Source organism: Planctobacterium sp. R6 (assembly GCF_055755215.1).
Genome location: NZ_JBVTQY010000023.1, coordinates 30,443 through 57,202 on the forward strand (window position 1 = coordinate 30,443; position 26,760 = coordinate 57,202).

The following is a 26,760-nucleotide window of genomic DNA, read 5'->3' on the forward strand; positions in this document are numbered from 1 at the left end:
ACATACAAATTCATTGGGATATTGTAATAATTCCGACCGTTTACGGTGCTGGTTTGGGTGGATTAAAAAACCTTTTATAGTCTTCCGGCTTGTGCTGATAAAACAAATCAAGTACCGGTAATCCAGGGTTAAAGTAAGTTGCCACTTCACCGACATTTGAGAAACACTTCAATAAATAATCACATTTAGAAAGTAAAAGCGCATCTGTCAAAACTTCAATGCCACTTTGATAACCTTTGCCAGAGCGTTTAAAAACAGCCCTATTGCTGCTGGACCGTGTTGCCTTGGTTTGTAAGACCCTGGTTCCGTAACGCTCAACAATTTTCGTTAAAAACTGTTGCTGGTCACTGGCGACAAAAAGTTTCCCATCTGGATTGCAAAGGATAAACAAATCAATAAAAGGATAATATTCTTCAGGCGGTATGATACGTGTAAATGCGGAGGGCCCTTCAAATGGTTTGCCGTCATAACGCGTTGATTTATCAGTACCCCGCAAATGAATGCCAAGGACGCACTCCTCAGACATATGTTGTTGATAATACAACTCTACATCGCTTTGGATATGGGGTCGAACTGTTACGTATTTTGCGGTCAGGCGAGCCCCCATGGCACGCTGCCTTTGCCACCAGCTTTTAGTGTCGTCGTTATACTTAACAGGAGGCTCGTCTCCGTCTCCAATAAACAACTGTCTTTGGTGTTCACGACTCAGAAAAGTGATGGTTTCAGGTGAAATTTTTTCCAGCTCGGCGGAGGGTACCTTTGATACAGGCTTAAAATAATTTTCCCACACATTTTTATTGTAATTTTTGTCATAATAATAATTGTAACTATGATCAAAATTGACAACAGGGATCAGGTTGTTATTTTCAGCAAAGCGGAGCTGTTGCAATACATATAAATACTGTGCAAAAAAGGCCGCCTGTGGATCACCGTCACAACGAATCTCCAAATACTTTTTCCCTTTTGCTCGCCGGAATGAATAATAAGAAGAGCCTATCCGTTGCCTTGCATGCTTCGCCATCGCTATTGCTTGCTGCAAAGGTATTTCTTCCCGATGACGGTACAAAGAAATATACTTTTTGAGGAAAAAAATCGTTCGCAGAATGGTATTTCCAGAAAACTGCTTTGCTTCCAGCCCATTGGAAATACGACGAATAATAGGGAAATCAGTCAGTAGAGAAAGCATAAGCTGACGTAAGGGAGTCCTGGATACAAACGCCTGCTTTGAAAATTCCTTAAAAAATATGTACGGCTCCACCAGCAATGCTCTGTAGCATTTTTGAAGTGACGTTAATGGTCCGAAATATTCACCCTGGTCAACACTGGTAAGTTCTGAATTGAAATAATGTGCCCACTCACCCTCTTCAGAAGAACATTTCAATAGCTTATTGCAGTGCGATAACAATAAACAATCCAATAGCACTTCTTTGCCTTTTTGGTAACCGTTGCCATCCTGCTTTTGGAAGGCATTGATATTGGAGTCTGAAAGAATAGTCGACTGAGTGATAATACGCTCTTGATAACGCGCCTTAAGTGTTGCAACAAACTGTGATTGATCTGTCGCGAGAAAAACTAAACAGTCAGGATGTGATCGAATATATTCATCAATCAGTGGAAAATATTTTTCAGGCGGGATAATACGCATAATGTGATAGGCTTCACTGGCGCAATCTTTATCCCTGCCGCGAATGTGAATCCCCAAAACGGGTCTGTTATTGAAGTAGCGTTCAACAAACGCATCAACTTCATTTAACAGATGTGGTTTTATACGAATGTACTTTCTTATTAACCTCTGTGCTTTCGCTCTCTGGTTGTTATACCACTGTTCAACATCTTCCTCTAACTCGGTGTAATAGCCATACGGGTAACTGTAAATACTATCCGGATTTCCCGCGTGCAGATAAGACAATAAATCATCATCCGGGTAAATCAGATTTTGCTCGGTTAATGGGTGTGTTGGATCACTGATAAAACGTTGAATATCTGCATAGGTATAACCAGCTACAGGCTCGAAATAATAGTCCCACATGTTGTCTCCCTGACTGGCTTCAAAATAAGCATTAGGACCATCTGATGAATGGGGGCCAAAATACACTACCGGTATTAAATTTTTTTCTTCACAGTACAAAATCTGGTTTAACGCGAAGTTCAGATAGGCAAAAAAACCCGCATCAGAGTGGTTTATTCGGATAACCAGTATTTTTGAATATTTGTTCAGCAAAGGGGCTTGCATTAGCGCTCTTAAGATGTTCTCTTTCTTGTTTTGATAGCAGATACGAATAAAATGCAACGTTAACCTGGGTATAAAGTTATCGCCAGAAAAACTTGGCCTTTAAATGCCGCGTTTCTAACCTCACTCTTTACCCTGCAGATTTCAGGTGCTTTACAACAGAATAATTACCGTGAAGAAAAGCCACAAGACAGACAAATTGCCAGTCACAATACCTGAAAACTATGCCGGTATTTATGTGTTACATATGAATTTGCACGGTGCAGGGTTCGGCGCCATGGTGTTACAAACATTGAACCAAATCCGCTACTGTGAACGCAACAATCTTCTTCCGGTGGTCAATTACGATGCAGATTGTCACAGTTACTTTTATGATAAACAGCGTGGCGAAAACATGTGGGAGCAATACTTTGAACCCCTTGTCCCACCCTTTGATTATCAGAATCTGTTAACACTGTGTGCGTCACCCGATAGCCCGGTATCAATTAGCGACCTGCAAAACCTCGACGATAAACAAATGCTGCACATTTGTGAGCATCATACCGACAGCATATACAGTTTTACCTTTGCTGATTGGCGAGACAATCCCCCCGAAGATTTGCAACAGTGGTATCGAGAACAAAGAACAAAGGGGCATCAAATGTTTTCCCGCTACATTCGGGTAAAACAGGATATCGTTGAGAAGGTAAATGACTTTTATAGTCAGCATTTTGATGGACATCAGATGTTGGGAATTCATATCCGCGGAACAGACCTGATGTATGCGCCGCCTGTCAGTCCGGCAGAGTACTTTCCGCACGTTGATAACTGGCTCAGGCGACAAAACAGGCCAAAAATATTTGTAGCAACTGACCAGGCTCAGTATTTAACCGCATTTCAACAGCGTTACAGTGAACTTGTTGTAGGGTATGACAGCCATCGCTCAAACAACGAAATCGTGCCGGTTAACCTGAAAGAAATTCCGCCTCACAAAAAAGGTGAGGACGTACTCATTGATGCAATACTCTTGTCACGAAGCAGATTTCTACTCAAAGGGGCATCTGCAGTGGGGGAGATGGCATTATACATGAACCCAGCGCTACACTGCCTGGATCTAGCATCAGGCAAGCGCTTCGCCTTTGGCCAAGATTATGGCAAGGGCTGGAATGGTGTGCTACTCAGTCAAACGAAACCAGCGTGGCATTTGCTCAAAGGTAAAGATCTGTTAAAAGACAATTATAATGCTAAAAGCCAAACCTTGGTACAGGCGTATCTTTATAAATATCGCCCATACTTTAGCCCTGCAGTTATTTTTATTAACCGAATTTTGAAGTATCTAACCAAGCAATTGTGTGCAAAAAAATAGAGTAACGGAGAAGTCAGATTGAATTATGAACGAATTACTCAATGTCGGGTTTGCGGCAACGAAGACCTGGTTGAGGTCCTTGATTTGGGCAATCAAACGTTAACCGGCTTGTTTCCCGAATCGGCGGAAACTCACATCCCATCAATGCCTTTAGTTTTGGTAAAGTGTCATGGCGGCAAATCATGCTGCCATTTATTGCAGCTTGCGCACACCTACGATCTGGCTCAATTATACGGTGAACATTACGGATATCGCTCTGGCTTAAATACGCATATCAAGACTCACCTGAAGCAAAAAGTCGCGCATATAGAATCTAGCGTGACATTGTCCGACAACGATCTGGTACTGGATATCGGTAGCAACGACGGAACTACGCTGAGTTACTATACTGCTCCGCTAAAAAAACGCGTGGGCATAGACCCTACAGCCGATAAATTTAGGCACTTCTATCCCGAGAACATTGACACAATCACTGACTTTTTTTCAAAGGCTGTATACTCAAAATATTACGGTGAACAAAAAGCCAAAGTTGTAACTGCATTTTCTATGTTTTATGACTTAACGGACCCGGTAGCATTTGCAAAAGACGTTGCAGATATCCTGGATGAACAAGGGATCTGGATTCTGGAGCAAAGCTATATGCCCACCATGCTAAAAAGGCTCTCGTATGACACCGTTTGTCATGAGCATCTTGAATACTATGGGCTAAAACAAATTCAATGGATTATGGAAAAGGTTGGCCTGAATATCATTGATGTCAGTTTTAATGACCTGAATGGGGGGAGCTTTTCTATCACGATCTCGCACCCAAACTATTCAGGTGAAAAGCACATAGACAAAGTGCAGCACGTTATCGAAGGCGAACACCAATTTGAATCACTGTTGCCATTTCAACAATTTGCCAAAGACGTGGCAACAGCCCGGGATAATCTGTTAAAAAAACTACATAGCATTAAGAGTCAGGGAAAAAAAGTTGCAGCCATAGGTGCTTCCACTAAAGGCAATGTTATTCTGCAATACTGTGCAATTAATGCCTCGTTGGTTGATGTCGTCGGCGAAGTAAATCCAGATAAATTTGGCAAGTTTACCCCGGGTACTTTGCTCCCAATACAGGCAGAAAGTCTTGTATTGCAACAAGCCCCCGACTATCTGTTGGTTTTACCCTGGCATCTTTGGCGTTTTTTTGAGGAAGATAAAAAGTTTACTGACCACACGCTTATCTATCCGATCCTGGACCCTCAGTAATACAACACTGAATCAATGCAGCGCAGCGGTATGCGGGATTGACGCGATGATCTTTGCTTCCGCTTCGAGTAATTGCTCAAGGCGTTGTTGCACTGTCGCTTCCGGGAAATACTCCATGGCCAACTCGACAAACAAGTCCTGATGATCGGCTTCTGATTCGGCAATCGCTCGATAGAAGTTTTTCATTGGCCCTTTGGGTAATGCCTGCGACACCAGGCCAAAACGCTCGCAGCCTCGGGCCTCGATAATGCCGCCGATAAGCAGTCGGTCCAACATATATTCGTTAGTACCCTTGCGAAAATGTTGACGAAATTGATTAACATACTCGTCTTTGGTGTCAGAACCTGGGGTAAGCCCTCTGTCGTAAAGTATTTTGATCACCTGGCGAAAATGGGTCATTTCCTCTATAGACAAATTAACCATGGCTTTCACCAACTTTTCCTTATCCGGATAATGGGACAGCATGGACATCGCCATACCTGAAGCCTTTTTTTCAGCCGCCGCGTGATCAATCAGGAAAGTATCAAAGTCCGCCAGAACTGCTTCAGTCCAGTGAAAAGGGGTTTTGTATTTTAAATCAAACATACTTCTGTGCGGTTCCAACTGCCAAAAAGGCGCAATTATACATAGCGAAAACCCAAAGCAAAAGTTAGAGTACCTCAATGCTTATCCAGGTCAAATGCAGATGTCCAAAACCGAAGAACTTATCGCCAAATATCACCTTAGCCCTCACCCGGAAGGTGGCTGGTATAAAGAAACCTACCGCTGTACCACTGAAGTAGCCTCACCTGTCAACGGTGCAACCCGCAACAGTGTGACGCAAATTTACTTCCTGTTGACCGAAGGTGACATCAGCCGCTTTCACAGGGTGCTGCACGACGAGATCTGGCACTATTACGAAGGTGCACCTTTGCGTCTGATAGATTTACATCAGAACCAATGCGAGGAAATCATTTTAGGGGCTGAAAACGGCCATTATCATCATGTAATCCCGGGCGGACACTATCAGGCAGCCCAGTCTACCGGCAGTTACACCCTGGTGGGTTGCACAGTAGCGCCTGGATTTGATTTTACGGATTTTGTGTTTCTGAAAGACGAGGCTCAAACCCTTAGTGAATTTGAGCCCCATGCCGGAAATTACCGCAGTTTTATCTAACGCATTAACTCGGCGTTAATAATAGCGTAGCTCGGTTACTTTGCCGCGGAATACCCGGTAGGAAAATACCGTGTAAGCCAGGATGCACGGCATCACTATTATGGCGCCAACCAAAATAAATCGCAGTGATTCAGGCGCACTGGCGGTTGCCTGAATGGTCATCTCACCCGGCACTACATAGGGATAAAAACTAAAAGCCAGGCCTACAAAGCAGGACAAAAATAACACTACCACCAGCGCGAAAGGTTGTAGACAATATTTGTCCTGCAACACCCTGACATCTCCCAGCGCACGCCAAATTAACAACAAGGTTAGCAGTGCCAGACTGGGTACAATGACCAGCATCCAAACCGACTCAGCCGCAAACCATTTGTAAAATATGCTGTCATTCACCAGCGGATTTACCAGACACACGGCCAGAATACCCGCCATACAGAAGTACAGGGATTTTCGTGCCCAACCCAGAGCTTTTATTTGCAGATCCTCTTCGGTGCGCATGATTAACCAACAGGCAGCAATTAACAAATAGGCCGCAATCACCCCGGTGGCGCTCAACATGGCGAACAGATAGGATACCAGGCTGTGTTCAAACCCCATGACATAAAGCCCCAACATAAAGCCCTGGGTGCCCGCAGCCAGAAATGAACCTATTTTGAAAATCAAATCCCAGCGTTCCTTGCGCCCCTGGCGCACTTTTGCTCTGAAATCAAAGGCCACACCACGCAATATCAAGCCAATAAGCATCACCACGATGGGCAAATACAACTCACCGAGGATCATGCTATGCGCTTGCGGAAAGGCAATTAATAACAGCCCCACTGCCAACACCAGCCAGGTTTCGTTGGCATCCCAAAAAGGACCAATGGAGGCAATCATAACATCCCGTTGGTGCACATTATCTTTGGGCAACAACATACCAACCCCAAGGTCGTAGCCATCCAAAATGGCGTACATAAGAATGGCTAACGCCATGAGTGCAGCAAAAATGTCAGGTAACAGGTTATCGGGGATCATGAGCTGGCTCCTTGAGCAGTTCGAAGCGATTTCTGTGTAAGCCGCTCTTCCGGCTGAATTTCTTCTATTTCCACGGAGCGACGAGCCATCAGGAACAAGGTTTTAATATAGGCAATCAATAAAAACACATACACCGTTGCGTACAAGGTGAGGGATAAAGCCACATTGCCGGCCGGAATTTGCGTTGCTGCGTCAGCCGTTGATAATAGCCCGCTCACCAGCCAGGGCTGCCGCCCAATCTCTGTCACATACCAACCTGCTAATGTGGCTATCCAGCCAGAGAATGTCATGGCGACGGCCAGCATCAGAAACTGTTTTGGCAAGGTTTTTCGGACATACAGTAACCAGCAGCCTATGAGTGCCGTCAATAACATCAGCATTCCCATCCCCACCATGACTCTGAAACCAAAAAATACCGGTTTTACAGGGGGATGCGCCCCAATAAATTCGTTTAAGCCCTTTACTTCACCATCGGGATCATGAGTGAGGATCAGGCTGGCCAGTTTAGGAATGGCAATTTCAAAATGATTGGTTCGCTGCGCTTCATCAGGAATAGCAAACAACAGCATGTCTGCGCCCTTTTCCGTTTCCCAAATCCCTTCCATCGCCGCCACCTTTTGCGGTTGATGTTTAAAGGTGTTCAGGCCGTGTAAATCGCCCACCAGAATCTGCGTAGGTGTAAGCATCAGAGCGGCGATGACTGCCGTCCTCAAGGCAATTTTAGGTGCCAACTTAGCGTCACCGCGATAAATGCGATAAGCAGAAATACCCATGATAAAGAAGCTGGCGGTAAGGCCGGAGGCCAACAAAGTATGGAAAAACCGGTAGGGAAATGACGGATTAAAGATTACCGCCCACCAATCAGTGGCATGAGCAACGCCGTCCTGCATAACAAAACCATCAGGAGTTTGCATCCAGCTGTTTAGCGCCAAAATCCAGAATGCAGAAAGTGTCGTACCGACTGCCACCATTAAAGTAGATAAGGTGTGCAACCACTGAGGAACACGGTGCATTCCAAACAACATTATGCCCAGGAATGTCGCTTCAAGGAAAAAGGCGGTCATTACCTCATAACCCAGCAGAGGCCCGGCGATATTACCCACTGTTTCCATATAACCGGGCCAGTTGGTGCCAAACTGAAAAGACATCGTAATACCGCTCACCACGCCAAGGGCAAATGTCAGAGCAAATACCTTTACCCAAAAGCGGTAAATACGCATCCACACCGGGTGTCCCGACAAATCAAAGCGTACTTTGAAGTACAGTAAAAACCAGCAAAGCGCGATAGTGATAGTAGGAAACAGAATGTGAAAACTGATGTTCAGCGCAAACTGAATACGCGACAACAAGACAACATCTAACATGGTTATTTCCCCGATTGCCAAATAATGATTTACAGCGACCTAACTGGACTTTTTAAGTACCTTTTCTTTGAAATCCAGTACTTTGCCAACACCTGATCCCAGCTTCATCAATGTATTCAATTTGTCTGGGTTCATGCTTTGCAGTTCGTGAGACCAGGTGGTAACGGTTTCCAACAGGTCATGAATTTCGTGCAATTTTTCCTGAGCATAGGCGTCTTTGTCATTTCCGGATTTTTGCAGCAAAGCACCGCGCAACATGGATAGCGTCGGATCCACCTCCCGCTTGCGGCGTTCTTCAAACACCTTCATGGCCATATCCCAGATACTGCCAAGCGCAAGGTAATACTCTTTGCGATCTCCGGGGATGTGTTTGGTACAGATCAGCTGCCAGGATTGCAGCTCTTTGATCCCCATCGAAACATTACCTCTGGAAATATTAAGCTCTTCGGCCAATTGATTTGCCGTCAGAGGGTCTTTACTAACGACCAACAAGGCATACATTTGCCCCACTGTACGATTAAAGCCCCAACGGCTGCCCATTTCGCCGAAATGCAAAACAAAGGATTCTACGATTGGTGTCATATTCACAACTTTCTAAAGTTTCAATATTTTCTGAAAGTTTAAAATATTATTAATTTAAAGCAAGCTTTATTTGTTCAGGTGTAACTGAATAATGGGGAATGTATTAGCGAGGCATTAACAATAGTGACTATTGTAGTGCTTCAATGATCCGATTTATTTGTGATACGCGTTGCTGATCAAAGCGTTTTCGACTGAGCATAAAGTGAATTGGGTCTTGGTACACAATGTGCTCAGTGGCTTTTATATTGAGTAGCTGATTTTCTTTCGCAATATGCAGACCCGCAAACTGATCTTCTACGACAAAATCAATTCTGGCGGAATTCAGCATTAAAAGCCTTTGCGCAGTTGAAGACAAATAAATAATTTGTTGTGCGTATTCTCGTTCCAGTATGCCGAAAGCATCTCCCGCGAAGCTACCAGAATTCACCGCGAAACTAGCACCTCGCTGAAACAGATCCTGTATTGTTTTTCCGGTTATTTGACTTTGTGTATGACTAAACAATATGACTGTTTCCTGGCGATAAGGCGAACTAAACCACGCCTTTTTGCCACGAGCTTCATTAAAACTAGCCGCCATCAGAACATCCAGGTCACCCTCGTGCAACTCCTCTATGCCCCGGTCTACAGAGGGCATGTCAATAAAGGTTAAACAGTAGTTGGCTTTGTCAAATACAGTTCTTGCAAGTTGCACATCTTCGCCCTGTACTTCCATGTGCTGAATGTAGGCATAGGGAGGCCACTCAAGATCACCACCAACTTTTAGCATTGCTTCACAAGCTATCAGACCGGGAGCAAATAGAAAAACCAATAACAAAGATTTCATAGTTCTCTGCCAAGTAAATAAGCACATTACCAGGAGGAACCTTCAACATACTGACCTGCAGATTCAAGCCTGTGATATAAGCATAGTGGATCATATTCTTTGCAACAAACGAGCGTCACAATATTTAGGACTTTCTAAATTAAGCAATCCCTTTTACTCTGATGTGGAAATCCCAGAAAAAGAGACGTCAGAAACATGAATAAAACAGGTCCAGGATTTTTGATCGCCGCCGCGTTCGTCGGTCCGGGTACGGTCACAACAGCGACATTGGCTGGTGCCCACTACGGTTATGCCCTGCTATGGGCGGTACTGTTTTCGATTGTTGCAACAATGGTGTTGCAGGAAATGGCAGCCCGACTGGGCGTTGCCACCGGAGCCGGTTTGGCCGAAGCGCTAAACAAACGATTTAGTCAACCGCTGTTTAAGTGGTCAATAATTTCCCTGATAGTCTGCGCCATTGGTATTGGCAATGCCGCCTACGAGGCAGGCAACCTGACCGGTGCCGCCATGGGACTAACCAATCTGTTAGGGGGTGAAATTCAGTATTGGAGCCTGTTGCTCGGTATTGCTGCTGCCGCGATTTTATATCAGGGCAAATTTCAAACCTTGTTGACGATACTAACCTTACTGGTTTTACTGATGAGTCTGGTGTTTTTGCTCACCTTTTTTGCATCTGATATTCAGTTTAATCAATTGTTATCTGGTCTGTTCGTTCCCTCATTACCCTCTGCAGCGACAATTACCACGATTGCCCTGATTGGTACCACTGTGGTGCCTTACAACCTGTTTTTACACGCCAGTCTGGCAGCAAAGTTTCAGACAGAAAAAAGTCACGAACAGCGACTTTCACTATTGCGCAAAGACAGCCTATTTGCCATTGGTCTGGGGGGATTAGTCACTATCGCAATATTGTCGACAGCCGCCGCCACCTGGTTTAGCCAGGGTATTGCGCCAGATATGTCCAATATCGCCGAGCAATTAAGGCCACTGCTTGGCGACTTTGCTCCGGCATTTTTTGCATTAGGCCTGTTTGCCGCCGGGTTAACCAGTGCGGTTACAGCTCCGCTGGCCACCAGTTACGCACTATGTGGCGCACTGGGTTGGTCCGTTGATTTGCAGTCGCCCCGATTCAGAATGATCTGGTTAAGCGTTATCACCATAGGTACTCTGCTGTGCTTTTTATCTCTGAAACCGCTAACAGCCATTATGTTGGCTCAGGCCAGTAATGGTTTGTTACTCCCATTTATTGCACTTTGTCTGTTGTGGTTTTGCAATGACGCCAAAGTCCTCGGACAATGGCGCAACTCGGGGTGGCAGAATTTACTGGGCATTTGTATTGTGTTGCTGGTAACAGGCCTGGGCTTATACAAAGTTATTTCGCTGTTTAGCTAAAGCGTAAAATTCAGTATTATGTCGCCTCGTTTGGTTGAGTGGTAAACAATGCGTCAGTTAGTTGGTTCTTTTTCGGTACTTATTTATTTTGTAAACACCGTCTTTTGGTTTATTCCTATTTTCGGATTGTCGTTTCTGAAGCTTCTCCCGGTTAAGCCCTGGCAAACCTTAATTTCCTATATTCTGGATGGTTGCGCCTCCAATTGGATCAGCGTCAATAATCTCAATCAAACCTTACTGAGTAATATCCGCTGGGATGTGCAAGGCATCGACAAATTAAACCCTAAAGAGTGGTATCTGGTGATCGCCAATCATCGTTCATGGGTGGATATCCTGGTGCTACAGCGGGTATTCAATCGCAAAATTCCCTTCCTCAAGTTTTTTCTAAAAAAAGAACTGATATGGGTGCCTTTTTTGGGTCTGGCCTGGTGGGCACTGGACTTCCCCTTTATGCGACGCTACAGCCGTAAATTCCTGGAAAAACACCCGGAAATGAAAGGCAAAGACCTGGAAGCCACTAAAGAAGCCTGTCGCAAATTCAAATTTAAACCGGTCAGTGTTATGAATTTTGTGGAAGGCACACGCATAACCCCGAAAAAACACCAGAAACAACAATCAGAGTTTACTCACCTGCTGAAGCCCAAAGCAGGTGGCATGGCATTCGTGCTGGAAGCTATGCAGAAAAACCTGAATGTGTTGCTGGATGTCACTATCTACTACCCCGGTGGAACGCCAAATTATTGGGATTTCGTATGTGGCAAGGTGAAGCATATTCAGGTGCGGGTAGAAACCCTTTCTATCCCGGCATTGAGACAGCAAGGAGTCATTGCCAGTAATTACTTTGATGACGCCAGTCAAAGAGCGGCTTTTCAGTCATGGTTAAATCAACGTTGGCAGCATAAAGACCAACAACTACAAGCACTAAAAAACGGATATTGATGCCCATGGGACTGATTATTTTTCCTCTCCATTTTACCCTGCAAGCCGTAAATCTGGCGATTTGGGCAACGCTGGCGGTTACTTTTGGGTTGCTCAAATTTATTACGCCCAAAATATTGCGAAGGCCGGTAGACGCTGTGCTAAAAGTGATAGTGGCTCGTTTTGGTACCTGTAGCGTTGCCATGATTAAGTTTTTCAACAATATTGATGTGGAATATAAAATCAATGGGGAACTGGACCCTCAGGGCTGGTATCTGGTTATCGCGAACCATATCAGTTACCTGGATATTATATTATTGATTGCTTTTACCCATAAACGTATTCCTACACCGAAGTTCTTTTTGAAACAGGAATTAATATGGCTACCTTTTGTGGGTGTCGCCGCCTGGGCACTGGAAATGCCCTTTATGAAGCGCTATAGCCAGGCCTACATTAATAAGCACCCACATCTGAAAGGCAAAGACATAGAAACCACTAAAAAGCACTGCGAAAAGTACCGCAACGCGCCCACCACCATTATCAATTTTGTGGAAGGTACCCGCTTTACGCCAGCCAAAAAAGCGGCCAAAGGCAATCAATTGCAACATCTGTTACCGCCCAAGGCCGGAGGTATTGCGTTTACTTTTGCAGCGATGGGAGAACTGTTTCAAAACATTCTGGATGTCACCCTGATTTACCCTGGCAACAAGGGAGTAGTTATGAGGGACATGTTAAGCGGTAACCTGAAGCAAATCGTTTTTGTGGTGGATGTATTGCCGGTTAGCCAGGAGCTGATTGGTGATTACTTTAATGATGAAACGTTTCGCATTGGGTTCCAACAAGATCTGAATCAGCGCTGGCAACAAAAAGATGCCAAAATAACCGCCATTCTTGAGGAATTAAAAGCGTGAAAGACATGCACCTTGGGGAAACCCTGGCAAAGTGGCTAAACGAACACCAGATTTCAGTGGCGCAGTCTGACTGGCTTTTCATTTCAAGCATGTTGGCTTTGATGGTGGTTGCAGCCTGGTTAAGCCTGAGGATAACTCGACTATTTTTACAACAGCGCTTAACCGGCCTGATCTTCAGTAACAAACCCCACTGGAATGAGACCCTGCACCAGTGCCGGTTTTTCAGGCGCATTGCCCATATCATTCCCGCAACGTTTTTGCATCTGGGAGCCCCCTATGCGCTGGAAGCTGAACACATTGCGTTGCTGATTACCCTTAAACTGAGCCTCATTTATTTAATTGTAGCCGCCGCCAGAGCCATCTTCGCCATTTTTAACAGTGTTCAGGCGATATACGCCAACTCACGATATGCCAGCCGGGTGCCTATTGATGGCTTTATCCAGGTTGCTAAACTGTTGTTCCTGGTCATTGCGATATTATTAATCGTATCGCAATTGCTCAACAAATCCCCCACGCTGTTATTGTCAGGCGTCGGTGCTCTTACGGCGATTATCATCCTGGTGTTCCGGGATACTATTCTGGGTTTTGTTTCCGGCATAAACATCGTCGCCAATCGCACTGTTACCAATGGCGACTGGATAGAGATGCCAAAATACAATGCAGACGGCACAGTAATGGCGGTCGGCCTAACCACGGTTAAAGTGCGAAACTGGGATAAGACCATCTCCACGATCCCAACCTATGCACTGATGAATGAGTCCATCAAAAACTGGCGGGGAATGCAGGAGTCCGGTGGCCGACGAATTAAACGCGCCATCCATATTGATATCCAGTCCATCGATTTTTGCAGCGATGAACAATTGTCCCGGTTAAGTGAGATTGCACTGTTGTCTGATTACCTCAATGCCTTTAAGGCCGAATTGCAAAAATCTGATCAGAAAATTGCGCCAGATAAAGCGTTGCACGTGAACAAATTTACCAACATTGGTGTGTATCGAAAATACGTTGAAAACTACCTGAAACAACACCCACAGGTAAATCAGGACATGACCCTGATTGTTCGCCAGTTACCCCCGGCGCCAACCGGACTCCCCATTGAAATTTACTGCTTTAGTCAGGACAAAGACTGGGTAAACTATGAAGGTATTCAATCCGATATCTTTGACCATTGTATTGCCATACTGCCTGAGTTTAAGCTCAAGCCTTTTCAGTTGCAGTCTGCCGTCGTAAATTCCGAATAGCTTGCTTCTTCATTTTGTTTGCACAATTCATCATTATGTTAGCCTCCTACATCACACAACAAATGACATAATCGCCAAAGTGATTAACAGGTGAATAACAAATATGCAGCAAATACTCGTAGTTGAAGACAACCCTGATATTGCATTACAGGTACAACGCTTTCTTGAAGCCAATGGTTTTAAAACTCATCACATTGTAAAAGGGGATCACGTCGTCGATTATGTACGCGATCATAAACCTGATCTGGTCATTATGGATTTGGTTATACCGGGTAAAGATGGTTTGCAATGCTGTAGCGAGATTCGGGAATTTTCGAATATTCCGGTTATTATGCTGACCGGAAAATCCGAGGAAGTCGACAGACTTATTGGACTGGAAGCCGGTGCCGATGACTACATGTGCAAACCTTTCAGCGCCCCTGAACTCGTCATGCGGGTTCAGGCGATTCTGCGTCGCACCTCAGACCACGTGTATTATTCTATCTTTAGTCTGGACGACGACAAACACAAGATTTCATACAAAGGTAGTGAAATCCCGCTGACGTCTCTGGAATTTAGCCTGTATCGTTTGCTGTTTAAAAACCCGGAACGCATTTATTCCCGACAACAAATTATTGATTTAGTGTACAGCAATACCGGCGACATTACTGATCGCACAATTGACAGCCACATCAAGAATATTCGCAAAAAGCTCAAGGACTCAGGTGTTAAAGAAAACATCATAGAGTCAGTCTACGGTGCCGGATACCGATTCCGACTGCCGGCATAAAACAGATGATTTCGACAGATTGAGCCACTTCCGTTGTGGCTCTGTTCATTTTTAATTTAAGCATAGCCTGCTAGTCTGTAGTTTGATCTCATTACAAAAGTCAGACTATTGTGAAAAGCGTTAATACAATCCTCATCGCACTTAGTTTAAGTGGTTCACTGGCGGCACAAAGCCATTACGTCGAAGTTTCCGGCCGGGGGCTGGTAAAATCCTTTTATTCACAGGCATCACAAAGCGCTGAAGCGGCATTTCACACCTGGTTAGTATTAAAGGGCACCAGTGAGCGGGCCAGTTGCCCTGAATTGCGTTTTGCGCCACAAGATCTGCAAGGTATTGAAATCGCCAAACTCGCTATCCGGCAAAACAGGCCTGTGGAAGTTAATTTTCATATCTCCAGAGAAGATTCAGAACAACGGGCAGAAGATCCTGGCCACTGCGAAATTACCCGCATCGAACTCAGACCCTGAACCGATGTAAAATCATGACCGATGTGCACTCCCGGGAACAACGACGCAAAAACATGTCAGCGATTAAAAATCGTGACACCAAACCCGAATTGCAAATAGCCAAATTATTGCAGGACCTGCAATTCGATAGCCAGGCACAACCTCACCTCCACGACACCAGACCGGACTTTTACCTGCCGCAACAACAGCTTGCCTTATTTGTGCATGGCTGTTTCTGGCATGGGCATCAATGTCATCTGTTTAAAGTCCCTGCCACCAGAACCGAATTTTGGCTACACAAGATTAAAGCCAATCAACAACGTGACCAGAAAGTGCAGGAAACGCTAAAACTACACAGTATTCGTCGCCTGATTATCTGGGAGTGTAGCCTCAAGGGGAAACATCGCCTGGCGCCAGCTGAATTATCAATGCGCCTGGAAGAGTTTGTATTGTCTGAGAGGCAGGCCGCTACAATATCGCATAAAGGCTTTGAGCTGAGCTAGCGCCTGATAGAAAATGGCGTGAAGCGGGTTTCTTTATCGTACACATCAACGCCCTCAGCCTGCTTTAATTTACCAACAATTTTGTAGGTAACCGGCGTCAGCATCACCTCCCATAACACCTTCAGAATATAATTACTCACCATCACAGTGACAAGCAATTCTGTTGACCAGATGCCTCCGAAAGCCAATGGGTAAAACAGTAAGGTGTCCACGCCCTGCCCCACCACTGTAGAGCCAATAGTGCGTTGGTAAAGTGCCTTACCCTGGCTCCAAACTTTCATTTTGGCCATCACAAAAGCGTTGGCCATTTCGCCACACCAGATAGCTAACATGGATGCGAAAATGATGCGTGGTACCTGGCCAAAGTTCAGGGCAAAGGCGGTTTGGGTATCAATACCGCCGAGATTCTGATTCCAGTTATCAGCCGGTGGCATTGCAGTAATAAATGCCGCCATAGCAGCGGCAAACGCGGCTGCAGCAAACCCAGCCCAAATGACACGCCGGGCCCGTGAATAACCATAAACTTCGGTGAGTACATCACCCAACACATAGGACAGCGGAAAGAACAACACGCCTGCCCCAAACGTAAACCCTGCGATTGTGGCCACTTTGGCAGCACCAATAATGTTGGAACAAACGATAATCACACAAGTCGCTGCCATGAAAAAATCATAATAGCGAAATTGTTGCGCTGATAACTCACTGGCGGCGGTTAACTTTCTGATGGCCATGTTACTGTCTCAATGAATTTGCAATGGAGATGTTCGGGATCAAACTGATAGTAAAACAATACACCGGAAGCGGTGTTTTGACTATCCGCAGAATCAATAACTGCGAATACAGGAGCAGTATTGCAGGGTCAACACTGACGAAGTCAATTGTGGTGAATGCTGACGGTGGTGAAAGCTGACGGTACCGGACTTTCCCGGGGTACCGCCAGTCATGTTTCAGTCAGGAGCCGAAAGACGGTTCACAGGGTTAATACCAACTCACTTTGCCTTTTTCGACATTCTGAGCCACAGGTAAAAAGGTTTTTTCAACGATATGGCGTTTTACCTTCAGGGTTGGCGTTAACTCACCAGAGTCTGTCGTCCACGCCTGTCTGGCCACTATAATGGCAGATACCTTTGCATGCGCTTCCAGTTTGCTATTCACAGTGCTAAGGGTAGACAACAAACTGCTTTCCAATTCACTCTTTTCAATTGCCGCGGCATGCTCACTGAGATTAACCACTAAAACCGGTTGCACAAGCTGGGTTCCCATCAGACACATTTGTTCAATATATTCATTATCACCAAATTCAGACTCGATAGGGATCGGGGCCACATACTTGCCTTTTTCAGTTTTAAAGATGTCTTTTTTCCGCCCTACAATCGACAAATAGCCACCTTTTAACTCACCCAGGTCACCGGTGTGAATGTAACCGTCTTCGTTAATGGTTTCCTTGGTTTTCTCTTCTTCTTTGTAGTAACCCAGCATATCGGATTCGGTTTTCAGTAGAATCTCATTATCTTCGGCGATAATCACCTGGGTTCCGGGTAGTGGTTTAGAAACTGTGCCTATTCGCACCTCCATGTCCGGTCCCAACACACTGCCACAAGCAAAGGATTCGGTCATGCCCCAACCTTCGCCGATATTGATATCTAATTTGCTGTACCAGTGCAGAATTTTTTCTGACAGAGGTGCCGAGCCACTGATGAAAATACGGGTTTGATCCAGGCCCATTTGCTTCTTGATTTTGTTTTTGACAATACCGCCCAGCAAAGGAATTTTTAGCAAGGTTTGCAACTTTTTATTAGGCATTTTAGTGAGGATCTTTTTCTGGAATTGAGTCCAGAGACGCGGTACCGAACCAAAAATTGTGGGTTTGGCATGGCCAAGGTCGGCTGCAAAGGTATCCAGGCTATCCACGAAGTACACCTTTAATCCATAGTTCAGCAAGGTGGATTCCACGTAAGCCCGTTCAGTACAATGAGAGAGCGGTAAATAGGACATAATGCGATCGTCGGGTGTAACCGCTAAACGCTCTCCGACATTTTTACCGGCGTTTACAAAGCTCTGATAGGTATGCATGGCCCCCTTGGGATTACCGGTGCTGCCGGACGTATACAGAATCGTCATTAGATCGTCTGCGGCAACCGGTGAAACACTATCAGCGGGCTCATTGTCCTGCATAATCGTGTCCCACTGATATTCTGCCGGCATAGTGGGATAAGGAAAAGCCACTTTAGGCATAGTATCCGGAATGCCACTCACCTGAGATTGCCAGTCGTCCAGTTTACCCACCAACATCATTTTGCTTTCTGAATGCTCCAGCACATAACTGATGGTTTCGGCATTGGCTGTGGGATAAATTGGAATACTGACCAGTCCGCCATACATCAGCGCAATATCTGCGATAATCCAATGGGCACAGTTTTTCGATAAAATGGCAACCTTGTCGCCCGACTTCAGCCCTTGGGCGCGAAAAAAACTAAGTAGTTTTCGGGCTTCAGTATCAATTTCTTTCCAGGTAAACGTGAGCATTTGCCCACCTCTGGGTTGAAACAAAACCTCGCGATGACTGTCCTGAACCATCCAGTAGGTAAGCTTTTCAGCAGGTAGGGAAAGGTTAACCGTATTCATTTACGCTAAAACTCCTGGTAAATTTTGCACTGTGCAAGGGCTCATATTAGTCAGAAGTAGCCAAAAAATGAAAGCATTAACACACGATGATGATCAGAAAATTTCTGATTAGTGTTCTAAGACATTGCCTTACAGCACTCTCAGTTTCCGGTTTCAGGTACCTTTCAGGGGTCTTGATGCGTTTTGTCGTTGTAATTGTGGGCCAGCACCGGTATTGACGTTGCGGGTAGCGTTTTGACGCTGCAGATCCGGTGGAGCGCCGATTACTGTCGCTTTGGGCGGCATCATGAGGCCGGGTTTGTCATGTTGCCTTGAGCGCTGATGCATCATCAGGTTTACGATTTCTGATTTGTGTCGTCCTTCACTTTTATCCATGGCTTCTTTGGTCAGATAAGATGATGTACCTTTTGCCGTGTTATGTATCGCTTTGGCGGCCATTCTGACTCCTTCAGATGCGCCACTCATCAGTTCAGCATTTAATTGGCCCACACCGCTGAATGCACCTGATAGCATGGTGGAAGCGATCATGTTGTTGCGCTTTTCTTTATTGAGGTCGGATTTTGCGGCCGCAATATGGCTAGCGAACATGGCATCTCCGGAGGCATTGTCGTTAACATTCTTTCCATATGCTTTACTGGCCCGATCATAGGCAGTCGCAGCGACTATACCTGCGCCGATGCCAACGCCGGTAGCTGCAACTTTGGTAATGCCACCCGCCAATGGATTAACCAAGGTAACGCCGGTTCCGACGGCACTCACCACACCTGCGCCGGTCTTCGTATACTTCGCGGTTTTACCCACTTTTTCGGCACGTGCCCCCTCGGGGTTGTTGGCCTTCATGTCATGTTTAAAAGGTTTGAGTGCCATGGCTTCTTTGGTGAGGCTGTCTCTGTCGGCTCCCTTTAAGGTGGAAAAGGGACTTATTTTAGTTTTGGCATTTAACGCTGCCGTCATCACGGCACCTTTCGACATCCGGTCATAGATATAAGCGCGCTCTTCATGCATTCGCGCTTCGCTGCGGGTATGAATAGTCGTTCGCCCCTGACCTATATGAGCGTTCAGGCGTTTCATAGTATCCGCTGTTAAGCCATTCGGGCCGCCTGGCGGCCGTGGTGCATTCATGGTGGGTGCATTAGGCCCCGCTCCCGATGAATTGGGTGGTCTCGGAGCATTCATTTGCGGAGCATTGGCTCCTGATTTAGGGCGAGGACTATTACTCATGAGAGTTCTCTGTTGAATGGCTTATTCTGTTAGCTCTTTTAAGATTAGCTAATAAATCTGGAAAAAATCAATGTGAACCCCTCGTTGAACCATAAAACTTCACAATATTGCGTTACTATTTCACCGTCTCAGATTTTTATGGATATTTAACCTCCACAATAGTGCTCTTGCTACTAACACAGCCCCGGTTGTCGCCCGGCGTTTTGTTGCCAAACCCAAACCTGTACTTTGGTACAGCTGTATTCGCCCACCAAACAATTTACTGTGGATACCATGCCAAAACCCTTAAATACCGGGCTGGTAGTTTTGCCGGGCTCCGGTAAACCCTCTCATTGTCTTGGGCACTTTTATGGTAAGGATTGTTGGCGAGGATTTTTTCAAAAATACAATTTCAGGATTCAAGAACGAAGATGAAACTTTACTTATTACACACAACGTTAATCTGCACCCTGGTACTGCTAATAGCCTATGCAATTAAACGGATATGCGGTGTTGGACTGTTTCAGGACTTTCCGGAAAATCTGGAGGGTGTTCGGTGGGTTTTGGCGAAGCTCAACGTATGGATTGCCCTGTTCTTTGGCATTCTTATCAGTGAGTATTTGCTGATACCGTTGATTGTGCCATTTACCCTGTAATCACTTACCGGGAAGCCGACATAACAAAAAACCCGCCAAAAGGCGGGTTTTTCAATTCGCTGTAAACCTTAAAAGATTAAGCTTTACTTACAATGTCAACCAGCATCCAGTTTTTAGACTTGGATAATGGACGGCACTCGCGAAGAGTGACTACGTCGCCCATTTGACATGCATTGCTTTCGTCATGTGCGTGTAACTTAGTAGTACGCTTGATGAATTTCCCATAGATAGGGTGCTTCACGCGACGCTCTACTGCAACAGTGATAGTTTTATCCATCTTGTTGCTAACCACACGACCTTGTACTGTACGAGTTTTCTCAGTCATTAGGCACCTGCCTTCTCAGTCAAAATGGTTTTAACACGCGCAATGTTACGACGAACTGTTTTCAATTGGTGCGTTTGCGCCAACTGACCAGTGCTGTTTTGCATGCGCAGATTGAATTGCTCCTGAAGAAGTTCGATCAGGTGCGCATTCAATTCTTCTACGCTCTTTTCTCTTAATTCAGATGCATTCATTACATTACCGTCCGAGTTACAAAAGTGGTCTTAAACGGCAATTTCGCTGCTGCAAGTTCGAAAGCTTCACGCGCCAATTCTTCTGGCACACCTTCCATCTCATACAACACACGACCTGGCTGAATCTGGCATACCCAGTATTCAACGTTACCCTTACCTTTACCTTGACGAACCTCAAGAGGCTTCTCAGTAATTGGCTTGTCAGGGAACACACGGATCCAGATTTTACCTTGACGTTTAATATGACGAGTCATTGCACGACGAGCTGCTTCGATTTGACGAGCAGTCATACGGCCACGACCAACCGATTTTAAACCGAAAGTACCGAAACTTACTTTATTACCAGATGCCAGACCACGGTTGCGGCCTTTGTGCATCTTGCGGAATTTCATACGTTTTGGTTGTAACATGATTACGCTCCTCTCTTAGCAGGACGCGCCTTCTTCTTAGGCTGTTGTTGCTCTGGCTGCTCTGCCTTAGTTGGCAAACCACCCAAAACTTCACCTTTGAAGATCCATACTTTGATACCGATGATACCGTAAGTAGTCAACGCTTCTGAAGTTGCATAATCGATGTCAGCACGGAAAGTGTGTAGTGGTACACGACCTTCACGATACCATTCAGAACGAGCAATCTCTGCACCGCCTAAACGACCGCTTACTTCAACCTTGATACCTTTGGCACCTAAACGCATAGCGTTTTGAACGGCACGCTTCATGGCGCGACGGAACATAACACGACGCTCTAACTGGCTAGCGATGCTATCAGCTACCAATTGACCGTCTAGTTCAGGCTTACGTACTTCAGCGATGTTAATCTGAGCAGGAACGCCTGCCAGGTTAGACACGTGCTTGCGAAGTACTTCTACATCTTCACCTTTCTTACCGATAACAACACCTGGACGAGCAGTGTGAATAGTCACACGGATGCTTTTCGCAGGACGGTCGATTTCGATTTTTGACAAAGATGCATTTTTCAATTTCTTAGTCAGATACTGACGAACCTGATGATCAGAATACAGGTTATCAGCATAATCTTTTGTACCGGCGTACCAGGTAGAAACCCATGGTTTGCTGATACCCAGGCGTATGCCCGTAGGATGTACCTTCTGTCCCATTGTTTACTCCTGATTGTCCGCTACTACAACAGTGATGTGACTGCTGCGTTTGAAGATGCGATCCGCACGACCTTTCGCACGAGTCTTGATGCGCTTCATAGTAGGACCTTCGTCAACGAAGATCTTAGCTACAACTAGCTCATCGATATCAGCACCTTCATTGTGCTCAGCATTCGCGATCGCAGAGTTAAGAACTTTCTTAACCAGATCGGCTGCTTTTTTAGGGCTGTACGTCAAAACTTCAAGAGCTTTTTCTACGTGCAAGCCGCGAACTTGATCTGCTACCAAACGCGCTTTTTGAGGCGAAATACGAGCAAAACTGTGTTTAGCTAAAGCTTCCATTGTCTACTCCTTATCGTTTCGCTTTCTTATCGGCCACGTGGCCTTTATAAGTACGTGTTGGCGCAAATTCGCCCAATTTATGGCCTACCATTTCGTCCGATACGAATACCGGAACGTGTTGGCGACCGTTATGGACTGCAATGGTCAACCCAATCATATCTGGGATGATCATAGAGCGACGAGACCAGGTTTTAATTGGTTTCTTTTCGCCTTTTTCCACTGCAGCCTCAACCTTCTTCAACAAGTGTAGGTCAATAAATGGACCCTTCTTGAGAGAACGTGGCATGGTGAATCCTCGCTATTACTTGTTACGACGACGTACGATGAACTTATCAGTACGCTTATTCTTACGTGTTTTTGCACCTTTAGTCGGTTTACCCCAAGGAGAAACCGGATGACGACCACCAGAGGTACGGCCTTCACCACCACCATGTGGGTGATCAACTGGGTTCATTGCAACACCACGTACGGTAGGACGAACGCCTCTCCAACGGGTTGCACCAGCTTTACCTAAAGAACGCAACATGTGCTCAGCGTTTCCAACTTCACCGATTGTCGCACGACAATCAGAAGGAACTTTACGTACCTCACCGGAACGTAAACGCAAGGTAACGTATGCACCTTCACGCGCCAAAATCTGTACATATGCACCAGCAGAACGCGCGATTTGCGCACCTTTACCTGGCTTCATCTCAATAGCGTGTACAACAGTACCTACCGGGATGTTACGCATTGGCAAAGTGTTACCTGCTTTGATAGGCGCATCAGCACCAGACAAGATTTGATCGCCGGCCTTCATGCCTTTAGGGGCTAAAACGTAACGACGCTCACCATCTGCATAACATACTAAAGCGATGTTAGAAGTACGGTTAGGATCGTATTCAAGACGCTCTACTTTCGCAGGGATGCCGTCTTTATTACGTTTGAAGTCAACAATACGGTAGTGTTGCTTGTGACCGCCACCGATGTGACGAACAGTGATACGACCACCGTTGTTACGACCACCAGACTTACTTTTCTTGTCCAGCAAAGGTGCATAAGGTGCACCTTTGTGCAAGTCAGGGTTAACGACCTTTACAACGTGACGACGACCAGCAGAAGTCGGCTTAGCTTTCATTAATGCCATGTCAATAACTCCTATTACTCACCGCCACCGACGAAGTCGATGTCATGACCTTCTTTCAAAGTAACGTAGGCTTTTTTCCAATCCTTACGCTTACCAGTGCGCAGACCGTGACGCTTGGTTTTACCCTTCACGTTTACAGTGCGTACGCCAGCAACTTCAACTTCAAACAAAGACTCAACAGCGGCTTTGATTTCAGCTTTAGCAGCATCAGTGGTTACTTTGAAAACCAATGTGTTATTCAGTTCTGCAGAAACAGTGCTCTTTTCAGAAACGTGAGGAGCAAGAATGACTTTTAAAAGACGTTCCTGGTTCATGCTAATGCCTCCTCTAATTGCTTCACTGCATCTTTAGTCATCAAAACTTTTTCGAATGCAATCAAGCTAACTGGATCGATACCCTGTACGTCACGAACATCTACTTTGTAAAGGTTACGTGCAGACAGGAACAGATTCTCATCAACTTCAGAAGTCACGATTAATACGTCTTTCAGTTCTAGCTGCTTAAGCTTAGAAACCAAATCTTTAGTTTTAGCAGTTTCAACACCGAAGTTTTCAACAACTATTAAACGCTCTTGACGAACTAATTCAGACAGGATGCTTTTAATCGCACCACGGTACATCTTACGATTTACCTTCTGGCTGTGATCCTGAGGTTTTGCCGCGAATGCGCGACCACCGCCAACCCAAATTGGGCTACGGATTGTACCAGCACGTGCACGGCCAGTACCTTTTTGACGCCATGGCTTCTTACCGCCACCACGTACTTCAGAACGCGTTTTTTGCGCTTTGCTACCCTGACGGGCACCCGCTGCATAAGCAACACATACCTGGTGAACCAGAGCTTCGTTAAACTCACGGCCAAAAGTAGCTTCTGAAACTTCAAGTGCGCCTTGCGCATCTTTAATTGCTAATTCCATCATCTATCTCCCAGACCTTACGCTTTAACCGCTGGTTTAACGATTACATCACCACCGGTAGAACCAGGGATAGCACCTTTAACCAGAAGCAGGTTGTTTTCAGCGTCTACTTTAACGACTTCCAGAGACTGTACAGTAACTTGTTTGTTACCTAACTGACCGGCCATTTTCTTACCTTTGAAAACTTTACCTGGTGATTGGTTTTGACCAATAGAACCAGGGGCACGGTGTGAAAGAGAGTTACCGTGAGTCATACGCTGAGAACTGAAGTTCCAACGCTTGATTGCACCGGCAAAACCTTTACCTTTAGAAGTACCAATTACGTCAACCAAGTTTGTGTCAGCAAAGATCTCGACAGTGATCTCTTTACCTACTTCCAGGTCAGTGCCTTCTTCAGCACCTAAACGGAATTCCCACAAACCACGGCCCGCTTCAACGCCAGCTTTAGCAAAGTGACCTGCTGCAGCTTTATTAACACGGTTAGCCTTTTTTGTACCAGCAGTTACCTGCAAAGCGCGATAGCCATCTTTTTCGGCAGTACGAAGCTGTGTAATACGGTTAGGGGTAGCTTCGATAACAGTCACAGGTACAGAACCGCCTTCTTCAGTGAAGATACGAGTCATACCTACTTTACGACCGATTAATCCAATCGACATTTTTTACACCCTCTCTCTTTAGCCCAGGCTGATTTGAACATCAACGCCGGCAGCCAAGTCCAATCTCATCAGAGCGTCGACTGTTTTGTCGGTAGGTTCGATGATATCGACCAAACGCTTGTGAGTGCGAATTTCATACTGATCACGCGCATCTTTGTTTACGTGAGGTGAAATAAGAATGGTGTAACGCTCTTTGCGAGTAGGAAGTGGGATAGGACCACTTACTTGCGCACCAGTACGTTTGGCGGTGTCTACAATTTCCGCTGTAGACTGATCAATTAATTTATGATCAAACGCTTTTAAGCGAATACGAATTCTTTGATTAGCCATCGACCAAAGCTCCAAACGATAAAGAACAAAAAAATACACTCCTACCGCCCTATTATTGGGGGAGGGGTGCCTATATAACGATGACCTCCAATTGAGGCCCTGTTAGTTCCCAAAAGCCTTATAAATAATGCATTCAGGGACTGGTTCTATGAACTCAGTGGGCGCGCATTATACGCATGTTTAATATTTGTGCAAGGGTTATTTGCAATATAAGGCTACTATTATGGCTGAACTTGTTGCTCTTCCACAGCATTACTATTTGCCGCTTTATTTCGTTGCTCTAACAGCTCTGCCAAAATCCATAACAGCAGAAAATTTTGAAACTCTGCCAGTTCAAATGAAATGCCATCCACAAAAAACATTTTATACAAAAGGGAAAGCAGATTCATAATTGCCAGCCCTAAAATACTATACTGAATAAATTTCGCTTTCATTTTCTATCTCCTAAGAAGGCAATCCTTGACGGACTGCCTATTTTTCACTCTGGTATTTTTAGGTCACAGACAAATTAAACCACTAACCTTTCTGATATGGGTTCGATAGACACGAATACCCAACCTTAATGACGGTCCCTTGTATTAACTATAATAGTGTTTGCTGAACCAGGAATACTTGATACGCAATACAAGCAGCCAGGAATGATTATGAATTATCTTGAACATTTTTTAGAATGGCTTTGAACGCCAAAGCAGTGGCAAATAATCCCCATTTCGCCAATATTACAGCTGGAACAGCATACATCTCATACCCGAGGAAAATGGCTAGAGCGGCCCCTTCAACAATGCATGACATTTCAAAAAAGGATTTGTAGTTCATATTCACGATGTTTTTTGCTTTCTGATAGGTTGTATATTGTTTAACAGGCCGTTCTTTAATAAATGAACATTTAAGCTTACAAACGAATTGGCCGTATTGCCTGGTCAACACATAAGTACAATGGGCAGTATGATTGTCGACGAAATAAATTTACCACTGGTAATTTATTATTTAGTCTTTCACAAGCCAAAAATAAACGTAAAGCATCCCACCACAAAATAACAGAATCGTAACCAGTAAAGGCTCACTTAAACCATAACTGAATACCAGAGAACAAGACACAGATGCCAGGCATATGAGATACAAAACAATGCTCTTTTTTATCTTCCGCCAGGCTAATAACATCATATAAATGCTCAGTATTCCTAAAGCACAAGCAACCAGGTGCTTTCCCCAATACAATGATGTAACGATAGAAAACATCAATAGTAAAACTGCACAAAGCTTGAATAAAGCGCGAAGTACAACTGCTTGTTCGCTCATTTTTTCACCTTAGTAAAATAATTCATTATCAACTATAT

At 45.1% G+C, this 26,760-nt stretch carries 34 protein-coding genes; 11 read left to right on the forward strand and 23 right to left on the reverse strand.

Features of this window, described 5'->3' with window-relative positions:
* Window positions 1-40: 40 nt before the first annotated feature.
* Window positions 41-2,290, reverse strand: a complete 2,250-nt coding sequence (locus AC0J20_RS14645) for a hypothetical protein (protein ID WP_473022230.1) — start codon at window positions 2,288-2,290, stop codon at window positions 41-43.
* A gap of 139 nt (window positions 2,291-2,429) precedes the next feature.
* Between AC0J20_RS14645 and AC0J20_RS14650 the strand changes: the two genes are divergently transcribed.
* Both AC0J20_RS14650 and AC0J20_RS14655 read left to right on the forward strand, forming a co-directional pair.
* On the forward strand, window positions 2,430-3,575 hold the full coding sequence (locus tag AC0J20_RS14650) for an O-fucosyltransferase family protein (RefSeq protein ID WP_473022231.1): 1,146 nt from the start codon (window positions 2,430-2,432) through the stop codon (window positions 3,573-3,575).
* Window positions 3,576-3,593: 18 nt separating this feature from the next.
* Entirely contained in the window at window positions 3,594-4,820 is a 1,227-nt protein-coding gene (locus AC0J20_RS14655) for a class I SAM-dependent methyltransferase (RefSeq protein ID WP_473022232.1), read from the forward strand.
* Window positions 4,821-4,832: 12 nt separating this feature from the next.
* Here AC0J20_RS14655 and AC0J20_RS14660 read toward each other — a convergent pair whose 3' ends face one another.
* Window positions 4,833-5,405 (reverse strand): MiaE family protein, encoded by a 573-nt coding sequence (locus AC0J20_RS14660; RefSeq protein ID WP_229531201.1) that lies wholly within the window; start codon window positions 5,403-5,405, stop codon window positions 4,833-4,835.
* A 100-nt stretch (window positions 5,406-5,505) separates the two neighbouring features.
* Between AC0J20_RS14660 and AC0J20_RS14665 the strand changes: the two genes are divergently transcribed.
* Entirely contained in the window at window positions 5,506-5,976 is a 471-nt protein-coding gene (locus AC0J20_RS14665) for a cupin domain-containing protein (RefSeq protein WP_473022233.1), read from the forward strand.
* Between the two features lie 15 nt (window positions 5,977-5,991).
* On the opposite strand, the gene AC0J20_RS14670 is transcribed toward AC0J20_RS14665, so the two are convergent.
* The 4 genes from AC0J20_RS14670 to AC0J20_RS14685 all read right to left on the reverse strand — a co-directional run bounded on the left by AC0J20_RS14670 (window position 5,992) and on the right by AC0J20_RS14685 (window position 9,759).
* On the reverse strand, window positions 5,992-6,990 hold the full coding sequence (locus tag AC0J20_RS14670; protein WP_473022234.1) for a cytochrome d ubiquinol oxidase subunit II: 999 nt from the start codon (window positions 6,988-6,990) through the stop codon (window positions 5,992-5,994).
* Window positions 6,987-8,354 (reverse strand): cytochrome ubiquinol oxidase subunit I, encoded by a 1,368-nt coding sequence (locus AC0J20_RS14675; protein ID WP_473022235.1) that lies wholly within the window; start codon window positions 8,352-8,354, stop codon window positions 6,987-6,989. Before AC0J20_RS14675 ends, AC0J20_RS14670 begins: the two co-directional genes overlap by 4 nt.
* 39 nt (window positions 8,355-8,393) lie before the next feature.
* Window positions 8,394-8,942 (reverse strand): GbsR/MarR family transcriptional regulator, encoded by a 549-nt coding sequence (locus AC0J20_RS14680; protein ID WP_229531205.1) that lies wholly within the window; start codon window positions 8,940-8,942, stop codon window positions 8,394-8,396.
* A 121-nt stretch (window positions 8,943-9,063) separates the two neighbouring features.
* A complete protein-coding gene (locus AC0J20_RS14685; RefSeq protein WP_473022236.1) occupies window positions 9,064-9,759 on the reverse strand; it encodes a substrate-binding periplasmic protein in 696 nt (231 codons plus the stop codon).
* Window positions 9,760-9,954: 195 nt separating this feature from the next.
* Here AC0J20_RS14685 and AC0J20_RS14690 point away from each other — a divergent pair, with 195 nt between their 5' ends.
* The 7 genes from AC0J20_RS14690 to AC0J20_RS14720 all read left to right on the forward strand — a co-directional run bounded on the left by AC0J20_RS14690 (window position 9,955) and on the right by AC0J20_RS14720 (window position 15,939).
* Window positions 9,955-11,151 (forward strand): Nramp family divalent metal transporter, encoded by a 1,197-nt coding sequence (locus tag AC0J20_RS14690; protein ID WP_473022237.1) that lies wholly within the window; start codon window positions 9,955-9,957, stop codon window positions 11,149-11,151.
* A 48-nt stretch (window positions 11,152-11,199) separates the two neighbouring features.
* Entirely contained in the window at window positions 11,200-12,090 is an 891-nt protein-coding gene (locus tag AC0J20_RS14695) for an acyltransferase (RefSeq protein WP_229531208.1), read from the forward strand.
* A gap of 5 nt (window positions 12,091-12,095) precedes the next feature.
* Window positions 12,096-12,980, forward strand: coding sequence for an acyltransferase (locus AC0J20_RS14700; protein ID WP_473022238.1), 885 nt, complete (start codon window positions 12,096-12,098; stop codon window positions 12,978-12,980).
* 5 nt (window positions 12,981-12,985) lie between these two features.
* A complete protein-coding gene (locus AC0J20_RS14705) occupies window positions 12,986-14,221 on the forward strand; it encodes a mechanosensitive ion channel family protein (protein ID WP_473022268.1) in 1,236 nt (411 codons plus the stop codon).
* 103 nt (window positions 14,222-14,324) lie between these two features.
* Entirely contained in the window at window positions 14,325-14,990 is a 666-nt protein-coding gene (locus tag AC0J20_RS14710) for a response regulator (protein WP_473022239.1), read from the forward strand.
* A gap of 110 nt (window positions 14,991-15,100) precedes the next feature.
* A complete protein-coding gene (locus AC0J20_RS14715) occupies window positions 15,101-15,457 on the forward strand; it encodes a hypothetical protein (protein ID WP_229531211.1) in 357 nt (118 codons plus the stop codon).
* Window positions 15,458-15,471: 14 nt separating this feature from the next.
* Window positions 15,472-15,939: a very short patch repair endonuclease gene (locus tag AC0J20_RS14720; RefSeq protein ID WP_473022240.1), complete on the forward strand. Its 468-nt coding sequence runs from the start codon at window positions 15,472-15,474 to the stop codon at window positions 15,937-15,939.
* On the opposite strand, the gene AC0J20_RS14725 is transcribed toward AC0J20_RS14720, so the two are convergent.
* The 3 genes from AC0J20_RS14725 to AC0J20_RS14735 all read right to left on the reverse strand — a co-directional run bounded on the left by AC0J20_RS14725 (window position 15,936) and on the right by AC0J20_RS14735 (window position 19,785).
* The gene (locus AC0J20_RS14725; protein WP_473022241.1) at window positions 15,936-16,670 is read right to left on the reverse strand and encodes a queuosine precursor transporter; all 735 of its coding nucleotides are present in this window, start codon (window positions 16,668-16,670) and stop codon (window positions 15,936-15,938) included. The genes AC0J20_RS14720 and AC0J20_RS14725 overlap by 4 nt on opposite strands.
* Before the next feature lie 247 nt (window positions 16,671-16,917).
* Window positions 16,918-18,564, reverse strand: a complete 1,647-nt coding sequence (locus AC0J20_RS14730; protein WP_473022242.1) for an AMP-binding protein — start codon at window positions 18,562-18,564, stop codon at window positions 16,918-16,920.
* Window positions 18,565-18,717: 153 nt separating this feature from the next.
* Window positions 18,718-19,785 (reverse strand): hypothetical protein, encoded by a 1,068-nt coding sequence (locus AC0J20_RS14735; protein ID WP_473022243.1) that lies wholly within the window; start codon window positions 19,783-19,785, stop codon window positions 18,718-18,720.
* Window positions 19,786-20,195: 410 nt separating this feature from the next.
* On the opposite strand from AC0J20_RS14735, the gene AC0J20_RS14740 reads away from it, so the two are divergent.
* Window positions 20,196-20,420 carry a hypothetical protein gene (locus AC0J20_RS14740; RefSeq protein ID WP_473022244.1) on the forward strand — a complete coding sequence of 75 codons (225 nt, stop codon included), beginning with the start codon at window positions 20,196-20,198 and terminating at the stop codon, window positions 20,418-20,420.
* Window positions 20,421-20,496: 76 nt separating this feature from the next.
* Here AC0J20_RS14740 and rpsQ read toward each other — a convergent pair whose 3' ends face one another.
* The 14 genes from rpsQ to AC0J20_RS14810 form a co-directional block, all read right to left on the reverse strand.
* Window positions 20,497-20,745 carry a 30S ribosomal protein S17 gene (gene rpsQ, locus AC0J20_RS14745; RefSeq protein ID WP_229531221.1) on the reverse strand — a complete coding sequence of 83 codons (249 nt, stop codon included), beginning with the start codon at window positions 20,743-20,745 and terminating at the stop codon, window positions 20,497-20,499.
* A complete protein-coding gene (rpmC, locus tag AC0J20_RS14750) occupies window positions 20,745-20,936 on the reverse strand; it encodes a 50S ribosomal protein L29 (RefSeq protein WP_229531222.1) in 192 nt (63 codons plus the stop codon). Before rpmC ends, rpsQ begins: the two co-directional genes overlap by 1 nt.
* On the reverse strand, window positions 20,936-21,346 hold the full coding sequence (gene rplP, locus AC0J20_RS14755; protein WP_473022245.1) for a 50S ribosomal protein L16: 411 nt from the start codon (window positions 21,344-21,346) through the stop codon (window positions 20,936-20,938). The genes rpmC and rplP overlap by 1 nt, the downstream gene beginning before the upstream one ends.
* A gap of 2 nt (window positions 21,347-21,348) precedes the next feature.
* Complete coding sequence (gene rpsC, locus AC0J20_RS14760; RefSeq protein WP_229531224.1) at window positions 21,349-22,053, reverse strand: 30S ribosomal protein S3; 705 nt, start codon at window positions 22,051-22,053, stop codon at window positions 21,349-21,351.
* Window positions 22,054-22,056: 3 nt separating this feature from the next.
* A complete protein-coding gene (gene rplV / locus AC0J20_RS14765; RefSeq protein WP_229531225.1) occupies window positions 22,057-22,395 on the reverse strand; it encodes a 50S ribosomal protein L22 in 339 nt (112 codons plus the stop codon).
* Window positions 22,396-22,405: 10 nt separating this feature from the next.
* Window positions 22,406-22,681: a 30S ribosomal protein S19 gene (gene rpsS / locus AC0J20_RS14770; RefSeq protein WP_229531226.1), complete on the reverse strand. Its 276-nt coding sequence runs from the start codon at window positions 22,679-22,681 to the stop codon at window positions 22,406-22,408.
* 15 nt (window positions 22,682-22,696) lie between these two features.
* Entirely contained in the window at window positions 22,697-23,521 is an 825-nt protein-coding gene (rplB, locus tag AC0J20_RS14775) for a 50S ribosomal protein L2 (protein ID WP_473022247.1), read from the reverse strand.
* Between the two features lie 14 nt (window positions 23,522-23,535).
* Window positions 23,536-23,835 carry a 50S ribosomal protein L23 gene (rplW, locus tag AC0J20_RS14780; RefSeq protein ID WP_229531228.1) on the reverse strand — a complete coding sequence of 100 codons (300 nt, stop codon included), beginning with the start codon at window positions 23,833-23,835 and terminating at the stop codon, window positions 23,536-23,538.
* A complete protein-coding gene (gene rplD / locus AC0J20_RS14785; RefSeq protein WP_229531255.1) occupies window positions 23,832-24,437 on the reverse strand; it encodes a 50S ribosomal protein L4 in 606 nt (201 codons plus the stop codon). The genes rplW and rplD overlap by 4 nt, the downstream gene beginning before the upstream one ends.
* A gap of 17 nt (window positions 24,438-24,454) precedes the next feature.
* Window positions 24,455-25,093 carry a 50S ribosomal protein L3 gene (gene rplC / locus AC0J20_RS14790; RefSeq protein ID WP_229531229.1) on the reverse strand — a complete coding sequence of 213 codons (639 nt, stop codon included), beginning with the start codon at window positions 25,091-25,093 and terminating at the stop codon, window positions 24,455-24,457.
* An 18-nt stretch (window positions 25,094-25,111) separates the two neighbouring features.
* Complete coding sequence (gene rpsJ / locus AC0J20_RS14795; RefSeq protein ID WP_229531230.1) at window positions 25,112-25,423, reverse strand: 30S ribosomal protein S10; 312 nt, start codon at window positions 25,421-25,423, stop codon at window positions 25,112-25,114.
* Between the two features lie 221 nt (window positions 25,424-25,644).
* The gene (locus tag AC0J20_RS14800) at window positions 25,645-25,857 is read right to left on the reverse strand and encodes a hypothetical protein (RefSeq protein WP_473022250.1); all 213 of its coding nucleotides are present in this window, start codon (window positions 25,855-25,857) and stop codon (window positions 25,645-25,647) included.
* 208 nt (window positions 25,858-26,065) lie between these two features.
* A complete protein-coding gene (locus AC0J20_RS14805) occupies window positions 26,066-26,239 on the reverse strand; it encodes a hypothetical protein (protein WP_473022251.1) in 174 nt (57 codons plus the stop codon).
* Between the two features lie 171 nt (window positions 26,240-26,410).
* Window positions 26,411-26,722, reverse strand: coding sequence for a hypothetical protein (locus AC0J20_RS14810; protein WP_473022253.1), 312 nt, complete (start codon window positions 26,720-26,722; stop codon window positions 26,411-26,413).
* Window positions 26,723-26,760: the final 38 nt, after the last annotated feature.

Excerpts from the sequence above, each read along its gene's own strand:
- AC0J20_RS14660 (WP_229531201.1), bottom strand. The coding sequence starts at position 5,405 with ATGTTTGATTTAAAATACAAAACCCCTTTTCACTGGACTGAAGCAGTT.
- AC0J20_RS14665 (WP_473022233.1), top strand. The coding sequence starts at position 5,506 with ATGTCCAAAACCGAAGAACTTATCGCCAAATATCACCTTAGCCCTCAC.
- AC0J20_RS14670 (WP_473022234.1), bottom strand. The coding sequence starts at position 6,990 with ATGATCCCCGATAACCTGTTACCTGACATTTTTGCTGCACTCATGGCG.
- AC0J20_RS14675 (WP_473022235.1), bottom strand. The coding sequence starts at position 8,354 with ATGTTAGATGTTGTCTTGTTGTCGCGTATTCAGTTTGCGCTGAACATC.
- AC0J20_RS14685 (WP_473022236.1), bottom strand. The coding sequence starts at position 9,759 with ATGAAATCTTTGTTATTGGTTTTTCTATTTGCTCCCGGTCTGATAGCT.
- AC0J20_RS14690 (WP_473022237.1), top strand. The coding sequence starts at position 9,955 with ATGAATAAAACAGGTCCAGGATTTTTGATCGCCGCCGCGTTCGTCGGT.
- AC0J20_RS14695 (WP_229531208.1), top strand. The coding sequence starts at position 11,200 with ATGCGTCAGTTAGTTGGTTCTTTTTCGGTACTTATTTATTTTGTAAAC.
- AC0J20_RS14700 (WP_473022238.1), top strand. The coding sequence starts at position 12,096 with ATGGGACTGATTATTTTTCCTCTCCATTTTACCCTGCAAGCCGTAAAT.
- AC0J20_RS14705 (WP_473022268.1), top strand. The coding sequence starts at position 12,986 with ATGCACCTTGGGGAAACCCTGGCAAAGTGGCTAAACGAACACCAGATT.
- AC0J20_RS14710 (WP_473022239.1), top strand. The coding sequence starts at position 14,325 with ATGCAGCAAATACTCGTAGTTGAAGACAACCCTGATATTGCATTACAG.
- AC0J20_RS14720 (WP_473022240.1), top strand. The coding sequence starts at position 15,472 with ATGACCGATGTGCACTCCCGGGAACAACGACGCAAAAACATGTCAGCG.
- AC0J20_RS14725 (WP_473022241.1), bottom strand. The coding sequence starts at position 16,670 with ATGGCCATCAGAAAGTTAACCGCCGCCAGTGAGTTATCAGCGCAACAA.
- AC0J20_RS14730 (WP_473022242.1), bottom strand. The coding sequence starts at position 18,564 with ATGAATACGGTTAACCTTTCCCTACCTGCTGAAAAGCTTACCTACTGG.
- AC0J20_RS14735 (WP_473022243.1), bottom strand. The coding sequence starts at position 19,785 with ATGAGTAATAGTCCTCGCCCTAAATCAGGAGCCAATGCTCCGCAAATG.
- AC0J20_RS14740 (WP_473022244.1), top strand. The coding sequence starts at position 20,196 with ATGAAACTTTACTTATTACACACAACGTTAATCTGCACCCTGGTACTG.
- rpsQ (WP_229531221.1), bottom strand. The coding sequence starts at position 20,745 with ATGACTGAGAAAACTCGTACAGTACAAGGTCGTGTGGTTAGCAACAAG.
- rpmC (WP_229531222.1), bottom strand. The coding sequence starts at position 20,936 with ATGAATGCATCTGAATTAAGAGAAAAGAGCGTAGAAGAATTGAATGCG.
- rplP (WP_473022245.1), bottom strand. The coding sequence starts at position 21,346 with ATGTTACAACCAAAACGTATGAAATTCCGCAAGATGCACAAAGGCCGC.
- rpsC (WP_229531224.1), bottom strand. The coding sequence starts at position 22,053 with ATGGGACAGAAGGTACATCCTACGGGCATACGCCTGGGTATCAGCAAA.
- rplV (WP_229531225.1), bottom strand. The coding sequence starts at position 22,395 with ATGGAAGCTTTAGCTAAACACAGTTTTGCTCGTATTTCGCCTCAAAAA.
- rpsS (WP_229531226.1), bottom strand. The coding sequence starts at position 22,681 with ATGCCACGTTCTCTCAAGAAGGGTCCATTTATTGACCTACACTTGTTG.
- rplB (WP_473022247.1), bottom strand. The coding sequence starts at position 23,521 with ATGGCATTAATGAAAGCTAAGCCGACTTCTGCTGGTCGTCGTCACGTT.
- rplW (WP_229531228.1), bottom strand. The coding sequence starts at position 23,835 with ATGAACCAGGAACGTCTTTTAAAAGTCATTCTTGCTCCTCACGTTTCT.
- rplD (WP_229531255.1), bottom strand. The coding sequence starts at position 24,437 with ATGGAATTAGCAATTAAAGATGCGCAAGGCGCACTTGAAGTTTCAGAA.
- rplC (WP_229531229.1), bottom strand. The coding sequence starts at position 25,093 with ATGTCGATTGGATTAATCGGTCGTAAAGTAGGTATGACTCGTATCTTC.
- rpsJ (WP_229531230.1), bottom strand. The coding sequence starts at position 25,423 with ATGGCTAATCAAAGAATTCGTATTCGCTTAAAAGCGTTTGATCATAAA.
- AC0J20_RS14800 (WP_473022250.1), bottom strand. The coding sequence starts at position 25,857 with ATGAAAGCGAAATTTATTCAGTATAGTATTTTAGGGCTGGCAATTATG.
- AC0J20_RS14805 (WP_473022251.1), bottom strand. The coding sequence starts at position 26,239 with ATGAACTACAAATCCTTTTTTGAAATGTCATGCATTGTTGAAGGGGCC.
- AC0J20_RS14810 (WP_473022253.1), bottom strand. The coding sequence starts at position 26,722 with ATGAGCGAACAAGCAGTTGTACTTCGCGCTTTATTCAAGCTTTGTGCA.